This is a genomic window from Prevotella sp. AM42-24 (assembly GCF_003461825.1).
Lineage (GTDB): Bacteria > Bacteroidota > Bacteroidia > Bacteroidales > Bacteroidaceae > Prevotella > Prevotella hominis.
In genome coordinates this window covers 22,809-33,043 of sequence record NZ_QTXV01000041.1, presented here as the reverse complement: position 1 = coordinate 33,043, position 10,235 = coordinate 22,809, and the positions used below count along the sequence as shown (strand labels likewise).

Sequence of the window (10,235 nt, the reverse complement as noted above, 5' to 3'; positions counted from 1 at the left end):
AAATTAAAAGGGGTGCGTCACAGACTTATGACACACCCCCTCATCATTATCAGCTCCAGGGAGTTGAAATCACCGGAAAGAAAGTGCGTTCTTCGCTCAAAGAGATAGAGGGTGCTAACGTCATCAATATGAGTCTGATGGACGATATGCCCCGTATTCTCGGCAATGCGGACCCTATGCACTATGCCCAACTGTTGCCTTGCGTGCAGACCAATTCTGAATATGATGCCGGACTGCATATCCAGGGATGTGACAATTCTCACAATTTCGTTTCCATTGGTGGGGCTCCTGTCTATAATGCTGCCCATCTGTTAGGTTTCTTTTCCGTCTTCAATGCCGGACATTTCAATGACATGAGTCTGCGCAAGTCTTCTTCTTCAGCCGACTTCCCCAATCGTCTCGGTGGAAGCTTGGATCTGCGTACACCTACTTGGGTCTTGGGCGAGGATAGTATGCAGATGAAAGCCGTCCATGGTGAAATTTCTGTCGGCCCGATGTCCTCTCAGGGCACCCTCAAGTTGCCCGTAGGCAAGCGCTCCCTGCTCTTGCTATCGGCACGTGCAGCCTACCTCAATCTGCTCTATTCCAAATGGCTCGAAGTGGAAGGAGATAGGGTCAACTATGATTTCTCTGACTACAATTTTTCTTTCATCACCCAACTCAATGCCCATCATGTACTGAAATGGGAGGCTTATTGGGGATATGATCGTGTGAAACTCACCCAGGCTGACTATGGATTGAGTGCCAAACTGCGGTGGAACAATACGATGGCTGCACTGCATTGGTATTCGAAATGGGGAAATGTGAGTTCCGAACAGATGCTGTATTACTCCCGTTACGCCAATCGGATAGGAGTTGACGAACTTTCTTTTGATGTAGGCTTGCGTTCTTGGATCTATGATATAGGCTATAAGGGGGATGTGAAATGGGGAAATCTGAAAGGAGGTTTGGAAGTAATCAGACATGATTTCCAACCGCAGAAGATCTCTCTGGAGGGAGAGTTTGCCAATGATATTCCTGCTCAACCTACCCAGTCTTCCGTGGAGTCGAGTGCTTATGCTCTCTATCGTCAACCGTTAGCGGCGAATCTCTCTTGCGAACTGGGTCTGCGGGCGAGTCTTTATCATCATCAGACCCGTTATTACGGTTTGTCACCTAACTTCAAACTCCTTTGGAATCTTACATCCCAAAGTAAGTTGAGCCTGCATGTGGGCATTCATCGCCAATATCTGTTCCAGACAGGGTTCTCCTCGTCCGGATTGCCATCCGAGTTTTGGTTTTCAGCCGATAGTCTGCGCCGTCCCCAGTATTCCTACAATGCCTCTTTGCAGGGCGAGTTCTGGCTTTTCGACAAAGAATACCGCCTGAGTACGGAAATCTATTTCAAGTCGCTGAAACATCAGATAGAAAATACGGGCAATGTCTTTGACATCGTCTATTCCTCCTATTCCCTGGACGGTTCGTTGCTCTATGGCAAAGGTTGCAACTATGGTTTCAATCTGCTGCTGGAAAAGAGGAGGGGAAAATTGACGGGCTGGTTGAGTTACTCGTGGGGAAGAGCCAGAAGAAAGTATGATGATGGAAATTATCAGGGCTGGTTTCCTGCCAATCACGAGCGCATCCATGAACTGAATGCAGTAGCCACCTATCATCTCGGTAACAGATGGAGCTTTGGCGGTACATTAGTGGTAGCTTCAGGCACTCCCTATACTCATATCAACTATGCCTACCTGGTGTCCAATAATCTCCTGACGGAATATGGTGAACATAATGCAGCAAGAATGAATCCGTATATCCGACTCGATCTGTCGGCAAGTTATGATTTCGTCAACAGGGGCGACCGCAGGAGTGGAATCAATCTCTCGCTCTATAATGCTACGCTCCATAAGAATGATTTGTTTTATCGCATCAAGGTGTATGATGGTCATGTCAGATATGGAGTGTTCCGTTTCCTGATGCCAATCATGCCATCCATTAATTACTATTATAAGTTTTAAACACGATGATCCGTTTTTAGATATGAAGGAAAGATTAAGATATTTTGCAGGGAAATGGCTTCTCTCAGTGGGCTGCTTGCAGGTTTTCATCCTGCTGAACTGCTGTCTGCTGAGCAGTTGTTATGATCATGTGGAGACCTCTACCGATAAGATTCTTGTGGTGGAGGGCTGGATAGATGCAGGCGATTTCCCGAAGGTAAAGTTGACCAATACGGTTTATCTGAGTAAGAATGAACTGATGCTCGATAGTCTTTCCAACTATCTGGAGCGCTGGGCAAAGGTAACCATCTCCGACGGTACCCGTACAGAGACCATGGTGGGCAGGTATGATCGCAATTATTTCCCACCTTTCGTCTATACCACTTATGATATGCGGGGCGAGATAGGTAAGGAATATACATTAAGAGTAGAGACACCTGATGGACAGGTGGCAGAGGCTACAACGACCATTCCGGAGCCGGTAGTTATCGACAGTTTTCATGTAGAGCAGGCGATGGTGGACAGTTTGTATCAGATTTATGCTTACACAAGTTGCAAGCAGCGATGCAAACTCTTTTCCCAAGTGATAGGAAAGGATAAGGAATTTCTTTCTGCGGAATTGGGATTGATGAATGCCGGAATGATAGGTGCGGAGGGGAAAGTTTCCGTTCGCAGAGGTCGTTCCAACTTGATCAAGAACAGGGATCCTTATTTCCGTGAAGGTGAAACGGTGCGTGTGAAGTTTGCTACGCTCGATTCCACCTCGTATGAGTATTGGCGCAGTTTTGAGGATTTGGCAGCCCTCTCCCGCGTCCCACTCGTACCCGTCAGCACCAATCTGAAGTCAAATGTCAGAGGTGCTTTGGGGTACTGGTGCGGTTATGGTGCCACTTTCTATCGGGTTCAAATACCGAAAAAAGAAAATGGCAGAAAAGTCATTGATTAATAATTCTGTGCTTCAATCTGGAAGTAGCTCTGAGGGTGGTTGCAAACTGGGCAAACCTCAGGAGCCTGCTTGCCAACTACGATATGGCCGCAGTTAGAACACTGCCAGATGCAATCGCCATCACGAGAGAAGACGAGCTTGTCCTTTACATTCTTCAAGAGTTTGCGATAACGCTCCTCATGATGCTTCTCGATTTCAGCAACCATTTCAAACTTGGCTGCAATCTCCTCGAAACCTTCCTCACGAGCCTCTTTTGCCATGCGTGGGTACATTTCAGTCCACTCATCGTGCTCACCATTGGCTGCAGCTTCCAGATTCTTCTCAGTATCCTGGATAGCACCGCCCTCCAAATACTTGAACCACAACTTGGCATGCTCTTTCTCGTTAGCAGCAGTCTCCTCGAAGATGTTAGCGATCTGAACATAACCATCTTTCTTTGCCTTGGAAGCAAAGTATGTATATTTGTTACGAGCCTGTGACTCACCAGCGAATGCTTCCTGTAAGTTCTTTTCTGTTTTTGTTCCTTTTAATTCTTTCATAATGTATCTGTTTAAAAGTTAATAATCTTATTCCTAACTTCTTTGCAAAGATATTGTAATTTTTCCAATATTGCAAATTTCGAGAAATCTTTTTTCTTCTATTTTGCAACTTTTAACGGAAAAGCGTACTAAATGCAAGCTTTTGGCTACACATTTAGTACGCTTTATCTTTAGTTTTTCATATCTGAATTTAATATTTCAGTTTAGTATCTGATCAACTTGCGAGTCGCATTTCCCTGTTTGATGATCACGACACCCTTCATTCCAGAGGTGGATGTCATCTGTCTTCCATCGATGGTGAAAATCTGGTATGGCAGGTTGAAATCAATCTCACCGCGGTTGTCGGTTGTGATGACAGGAGTGTTGATGCCAGTAGGAACCTTGGTGCCTGTGATATTCAGTTTCTTGATTTCCCAGTATGGACCAATCTTTTCATCGCTTGTATAATGGAAAGCGAGTTTTACCTTGCCGCCACAATATTGAGACAGATCCAGGTCATAGTCTGCAAAATTCCAACCGTCCTTGTTTGGTACAGCTAAGTCAGGCAATTTGCTGACGATATCCTTGCCTGTTTCAGAATCATTCACCGTAGCCTCTACAGAGAGATATTTCAGTGCCTGTCCCTTGGCGTAATTGATGGCCTGATTGATGGTCAGAGTGGCATGTCTGTAATCAGTCAGATCGATTTCCGGCAAGAAAAGATAAGCGTCTGCGACATGGTTCTTTCCTCCTGAGTAAGCAGTTCCTTTCCAGCCAAATTTACTGTCTTGTAGCCAGATATGGCTATAACTGCTTTCATTCTTAACAATCTTTTCAGTGCAGCCACCTTTTTCTCTGGTAAAGTCGGCACTGTAGATGTTTTCTGGTTCGTCAGGAGAAGGAGTGATGGTACCTCCGCCTCCACCTTCACCATCCTTATAGTCGGTGGATTTCAGGGTCTTTTCCGGATCGAAGGCATTGTTGATACTGTCACCCCATACATATTCCATCAGGTTAGGAAAATCCACGTATGGGTTTCTATTGCCCTGTATCTTATAGACATCCTCGTTGCGTTTAATCTCAAGAGCATCAGGCTTGTCTCCCTTAGCCCATTGGATAAACAGCTGGTAAGCCCATGGTTGGAGGGTAGGGTAGGCACCTTGCTGTAGAATCTGATGCGCTTTGTCACCACTCCAGTTGTAGTTCTGGTAGGTGGTTGCCATATACATATAACCACGGGCAAAGTCGCCTTTCCAAAGATTGGCAGGTTCCCAATACCAATTACCATCATTACCTTTTCCAACCTTTGTCCAGCCATTACCCCTGTCTCCATTCACAACGGTACCCATAGGATAATTGCTTTTTGTGGAATTAATTCTGCTCTCACAAGGCATGAGGTTGTAGAGGTCTTTGTATGCCTGACTTTTGGCACCTCCCCACCAGCTCTTCGGGAAGGAATGTTCGATATTCATTCCTGCCCCCACAGCACCTTGTGAAGTAGATTTCACCCATTCTTTCTCAGCAGAGTAGCGGTCGATGAAATAGCCACGCTCATCCCGGTCAGTATCCCAAAATCCCCACCAGGTATGCCCCTTTCCACTACCATATTCAAGAACCTTAGCGTCTTTGATGATATTGTATATGGCCGTTTTCAGTTCTGCTCCTTTCTTACCTTTGAGCGAGTTGTAATATCCATCAGGAATTTGTGCCAGAGATGGAATGGCTGGCAGGACAGCTGCGGCGATCGCCAGTGTCCAATGTAGTAATCTTTTTCTCATAACAATTCATCTTTTAGTTGCCAAAAAAATAATTAGAATTCTGAATCACAAGGCAAAAATACAAATAAATTCCGATAATCCCCTCCTTTTCCCAATTTATTTTCATATTGTCGCAATTATTTATTATATATGCAATCCAGAGAGTGTATGGAAATATAGATGGTTACTGTCGAAGTGTGTCGTTGAATGTCGTTCTTTATAGCAACCTAACGATGCGCTTTTATGCACCTTAATGATGCGCATCATTAGCACTTATAAAAGCGCATCATTAGCACCTAACGATGCGCATCATGAGAGTTCATTAAAGCACATCTTCAATAGAGCGTGCTGGTTCGCCTAAAAATTCCTCGATAAGTTTCACCTCACGTATGGTGAGAACCGGCTTGCAGAAGGGGTGTTGAGACTGGAGGAATGTGTGGTGGTAAGGGATTAGAACTTCTTTTTCAATACATAGAGGGCTCCTGCCAATAAGCTGATGCCGCATATCCATGATACGACAGCACTGCCGAATATGCCCAACTGTTGGGTGAAACCTGCTACCAGGAAGGTGATGAAGGATACCGTGGCTACCGTGAGGGCATAAGGCAACTGGGAGGATACGTGATGCACATGCTTGCACTCGGCGCCGGCACTTGCCATGATGGTGGTGTCGGAGATTGGGGAGATATGATCTCCACACACTGCTCCTGCCATACATGCAGAAATGGAGATGATGCGAAGCGGCTCGGCGGCTGGGAATACTGCAATGCAGATTGGAATCAGTATGCCGAAGGTGCCCCATGAGGTGCCTGTGGCAAAGGCTAAGAATGCTGCCACGATGAAGATGATGGCTGGTAAGAGTTGCTGCAGTCCGGCTGCACTGTTGGCTACTACGCCTGATACGTATTCTGCTGCTCCCAATGAGTCGGTCATGCTCTTCAGCGTCCACGCCAATGTGAGAATCAGTATGGCTGGTACCATCGCCTCGAAGCCTTTGATGAGGCTACTCATGGCATCAGTAAACGCTAATGTCTTGCGGGATACAAAGAGGATGATGGTCAGGATGAAGGAACCTAATGAACCGATGACCAGTCCTACAGAGGCATTGCTTGCAGCGAAGGCATCTACGAAATGATGGTAGTTGTCGCTGGTTGCATCAAAGTATCCGCCGGAATATACCATGCCCGTCATGCAAAAGATGATGAGCAGGACTATCGGTATCACAAGATCGGCTACGGAATCTTTGCTGGCTGTTGCTTCTTCGCCCTTTTTGGCTCCCACACCATGTTCTACGATGTGCAGTTTGGTGCCGCTCACTTCGTCGAGCTTTCCTCCATTGGTTCTTTCATACCATTCCTTCAGTCGGGCATCGTATTTGCTCATCGCCTTGAAATCAAAGTCTAACCAAACTATACCAAACATGAAGAGGATGGTAAAGAAGGCATAGAAATTGAAAGGAATGGCCTTGCAGAAGAGGGCGAGTCCGTTCTCTCCTCCAGAAACGAAACCGGAAACTGCTGCAGCCCAACTGGAGATCGGGGAGATGATGCAGACGGGTGCTGCCGTGGAGTCGATAAGATAAGCTAATTTTTCCTTGGTCACGCCATTGCGAACGGCGATAGGGCGCATCACTGAACCTACCGTGAGACAGTTGAAGTAATCGTCGATAAAGATGAGTATGCCCAGCAGGATGGTGGCTATCTGAACCCCCATCTTGGTCTTCACGTGCTTGGATGCCCATCTGCCGAATGCTGCTGAACCTCCAGCCTTGTTCATCAGGGATACGATGGATCCCAATAATACCAGAAATATCAGGATGCCGACATTCCATGGGTCTGAGAGACAATGTATCAGTCCGTATCCTTTGGTTTCGTCTCCTTCTATGACGGTATGGTTGGTGAGATGGACGAGAAATCCGTCTAAGCCCGTACCCATAGATATGCAGTATTCTACGGCTCCTAAGATGATGCCGATGAAGAGTGAAGAATAAACTTCCTTCGTTTTCAGAGCCAGTGCAATGGCAACGATAGGGGGAAGGAGCGACCATGCGGTGCCTATCATATTGTAATCCATAATTTTATTGCTGTATATTATATATTAATAATGTATATGATTCTTTCCGATGGCAAAATTAAGAAGAATATCCCGAATGAAAAAATAAAATGCTTGAAATTTCTGAAAAAAGTAAAGATATGCTGCGTTTATGTAAAAATGTCAGTATCTAAGAGTGTCAATGTGTCAGCCTTTCTGGTTTGGCACATTTTTCGTATATGTCGTGGGTGTGAAGCATCGGGTCTGATTCCGGTGTAAACGCAATCATATGTCATAACAATTAAAAAATATAGAATCATGAATATTAAACCATTAGCAGACAGAGTGCTGGTACTTCCTGCACCAGCCGAGGAAAAAGTAGGTGGAATCATTATCCCTGATACAGCAAAGGAAAAACCACAACGTGGTAAAATTGTTGCTACAGGTAAGGGTACGAAGGATGAAGAGATGATTCTTAAAGAGGGCGATACCGTTCTTTACGGAAAATATGCTGGTACTGAACTTGAATTTGGTGGTACGAAGTATATGATGATGCGCCAAAGCGATGTGCTCGCTGTGGTAGAAGAGTAAATCTTTTAAAGGTAAAAAAGTAAAAAGGTAAAAAAGCTTCTTGCTTTTAAAGGTAAAAAAGGGCTTTTTGCTGATATTTAAATTAGAAAGAAAATATTATGGCTAAAGATATTAAATACAATATGGATGCTCGCGACCTCTTGAAGAAGGGTGTCGATCAGTTGGCTAACGCAGTGAAGGTAACTCTCGGTCCTAAGGGACGTAACGTGGTAATCGAAAAGAAGTTTGGTGCTCCTCAGATTACTAAGGATGGTGTTACCGTTGCTAAGGAGGTAGAGTTGGAGAATAAGTTTGAAAATACAGGTGCTCAGCTCGTTAAGAGTGTTGCCAGCAAGACTGGTGATGATGCGGGTGATGGTACTACTACTGCTACTATCCTGACTCAGGCTATCGTGACTGAGGGCTTGAAGAACGTTACTGCTGGTGCTAATCCTATGGACTTGAAACGTGGTATCGACAAGGCTGTGGCTGCTGTCGTTGCTTTCATTAAGGAACATGCTGAACAGGTAGATGACAACTACGATAAGATTGAGCAGGTGGCTACTGTTTCTGCCAACAATGATGCTGAGATCGGTAAGCTCTTGGCTGACGCTATGCGCAAGGTTTCTAAGGATGGTGTGATTACTATCGAGGAAAGCAAGAGCCGTGATACCAATATCGGTGTGGTAGAGGGTATGCAGTTCGACCGTGGTTACTTGAGCGGTTACTTCATGACTGATGCTGATAAGATGGAGTGCGTAATGGATAACCCATACATCCTCCTCTATGATAAGAAGATTTCTAACTTGAAGGAGTTCTTGCCTATCCTCCAGCCTGCTGCTGAGAGCGGTCGTCCTTTGTTGGTTATCGCTGAGGATGTTGATTCTGAGGCTTTGACTACTTTGGTTGTTAACCGTTTGCGTGGCGGTTTGAAGATCTGTGCTGTGAAGGCTCCAGGCTTCGGCGACCGTCGCAAGGCTATGTTGGAAGATATTGCTATCTTGACTGGTGGTGTTGTTATTTCTGAGGAGAAGGGCTTGAAGTTGGAGCAGGCTACATTGGATATGCTCGGTTCTGCTGACAAGGTTACTGTCACCAAGGATAATACTACGATTGTGAATGGTCATGGCGAGAAGGCTAACATCCAGGATCGTGTAGCTCAGATTAAGAACGAGATTGAGAATACCAAGTCTTCTTATGACAAGGAGAAACTTCAGGAACGTCTGGCTAAACTCGCCGGTGGTGTGGCTGTCCTCTATGTAGGTGCCAACTCTGAGGTGGAAATGAAGGAGAAGAAGGATCGTGTAGATGATGCTCTTTGCGCAACTCGTGCTGCTATCGAGGAAGGTATCGTTGCTGGTGGTGGTACTACTTATATCCGTGCTCTTGAGGCTTTGAAGGATATGAAGGGTGATAACGCTGATGAAACTACGGGTATCCGCATCGTTGAGCGTGCCATCGAGGAGCCTCTCCGTCAGATTGTTGCTAACGCAGGTGGCGAGGGTTCTGTAGTTGTTAATAAAGTACGCGAGGGTGAAGGTGACTTCGGTTACAATGCCCGCAAGGATGTTTACGAGGATATGCGTCAGGCTGGTATCGTTGACCCTGCTAAGGTAGAGCGTGTGGCTTTGGAGAATGCGGCTTCTATCGCTGGTCTTTTCTTGACTACAGAGTGCGTGTTGGTTGATAAACCTGAGCCAGCTCCTGCTGCTCCAGCAGCTGCACCTGGTATGGGTGGCATGATGTAAAAAGCATCTGATAGAAAAAGCAGTATCTGACAGAAAAAGACGTATTTTTCTGCTGAAGATGTATTTTTCTGCAGAAGAAGCATTTCACGGTAGATGATGCGGCAAATATCAGAAACTGCATTTAAATAGCTAAAATGTAAACTACAAATAACAAAATGGGGATGATTCTTACGAATTATCCCCATTTTTAGGTATTTTAGCACTTCTTGCTGCATTTTTCTGCAAAAATACTTGCACGTTATTGATATTTTGTGTATCTTTGCAACGTGAAAAGAAAAGTATCGGCTTTGAGCCGACAAAGATATTTTTTTTGATTTGTTTTAGTAGATTAGTTTTTAAGTAGTTTGTTTTTTGGAAATCGGTTGTCGTGAGACATCCGATTTTTTTTTGTGCCCTTTTCTTTCGTTTTCCTTTGTGTTTTCCGCAAAAAGTATTAACTTTGCAGCATGAGAAATATTGATTGGAAAAAAATGCTGGTCTTCCTGATCGTGATAGGTGGACTGATATATATTACTAAGGTTGCATTGGGAATGACTTCTTTGAATTCATTCCTTGCTACTTTGGGTGTGTTGTTGATTCTTTTTGTGGGGGATAATTTCGCCCAGCAAATAGATGATAAGCGTAAGCGCCGTAAACTGCAAGAGAATGATGAGGACGAGTAGCCCGGGACTGGCTCTTGCGTGAATTTT

Annotated in this window: 8 protein-coding genes; 5 read left to right on the top strand and 3 right to left on the bottom strand. The window is 45.1% G+C overall.

Annotation, left to right across the window (positions count from 1 at the left end):
- The coding region (locus tag DW917_RS17240; RefSeq protein ID WP_158570132.1) for a TonB-dependent siderophore receptor at positions 1–1,997 on the top strand (1,997 nt) is incomplete at its 5' end.
- A gap of 22 nt (positions 1,998–2,019) precedes the next feature.
- Entirely contained in the window at positions 2,020–2,922 is a 903-nt protein-coding gene (locus DW917_RS11745) for a DUF4249 family protein (RefSeq protein WP_118118935.1), read from the top strand.
- Here the strand turns inward: DW917_RS11745 and rbr are convergent.
- The 3 genes from rbr to DW917_RS11730 form a co-directional block, all read right to left on the bottom strand.
- The gene (gene rbr, locus DW917_RS11740) at positions 2,919–3,461 is read right to left on the bottom strand and encodes a rubrerythrin (RefSeq protein WP_118118933.1); all 543 of its coding nucleotides are present in this window, start codon (positions 3,459–3,461) and stop codon (positions 2,919–2,921) included. The genes DW917_RS11745 and rbr overlap by 4 nt on opposite strands.
- Positions 3,462–3,664: 203 nt before the next feature.
- Positions 3,665–5,218, bottom strand: coding sequence for an endonuclease I family protein (locus DW917_RS11735; protein ID WP_118118931.1), 1,554 nt, complete (start codon positions 5,216–5,218; stop codon positions 3,665–3,667).
- A gap of 429 nt (positions 5,219–5,647) precedes the next feature.
- A complete protein-coding gene (locus tag DW917_RS11730; protein WP_118118929.1) occupies positions 5,648–7,270 on the bottom strand; it encodes a Na+/H+ antiporter NhaC family protein in 1,623 nt (540 codons plus the stop codon).
- 276 nt (positions 7,271–7,546) lie between these two features.
- Between DW917_RS11730 and groES the strand changes: the two genes are divergently transcribed.
- The 3 genes from groES (at position 7,547) to DW917_RS11715 (ending at position 10,208) form a co-directional block, all read left to right on the top strand.
- Complete coding sequence (groES, locus tag DW917_RS11725) at positions 7,547–7,819, top strand: co-chaperone GroES (protein ID WP_022111401.1); 273 nt, start codon at positions 7,547–7,549, stop codon at positions 7,817–7,819.
- A 98-nt stretch (positions 7,820–7,917) separates the two neighbouring features.
- Positions 7,918–9,546, top strand: a complete 1,629-nt coding sequence (gene groL / locus DW917_RS11720) for a chaperonin GroEL (protein ID WP_118118927.1) — start codon at positions 7,918–7,920, stop codon at positions 9,544–9,546.
- 446 nt (positions 9,547–9,992) lie between these two features.
- Positions 9,993–10,208, top strand: coding sequence for a transporter (locus DW917_RS11715; protein ID WP_022111054.1), 216 nt, complete (start codon positions 9,993–9,995; stop codon positions 10,206–10,208).
- Positions 10,209–10,235 lie beyond the last annotated feature (27 nt).

What these genes read in the sequence shown, in the direction of transcription:
- groL (WP_118118927.1), top strand. Translation starts at nt 7,918, where the DNA reads ATGGCTAAAGATATTAAATACAATATGGATGCTCGCGACCTCTTGAAG.
- rbr (WP_118118933.1), bottom strand. Translation starts at nt 3,461, where the DNA reads ATGAAAGAATTAAAAGGAACAAAAACAGAAAAGAACTTACAGGAAGCA.
- DW917_RS11735 (WP_118118931.1), bottom strand. Translation starts at nt 5,218, where the DNA reads ATGAGAAAAAGATTACTACATTGGACACTGGCGATCGCCGCAGCTGTC.
- groES (WP_022111401.1), top strand. Translation starts at nt 7,547, where the DNA reads ATGAATATTAAACCATTAGCAGACAGAGTGCTGGTACTTCCTGCACCA.
- DW917_RS11730 (WP_118118929.1), bottom strand. Translation starts at nt 7,270, where the DNA reads ATGGATTACAATATGATAGGCACCGCATGGTCGCTCCTTCCCCCTATC.
- DW917_RS11745 (WP_118118935.1), top strand. Translation starts at nt 2,020, where the DNA reads ATGAAGGAAAGATTAAGATATTTTGCAGGGAAATGGCTTCTCTCAGTG.
- DW917_RS11715 (WP_022111054.1), top strand. Translation starts at nt 9,993, where the DNA reads ATGAGAAATATTGATTGGAAAAAAATGCTGGTCTTCCTGATCGTGATA.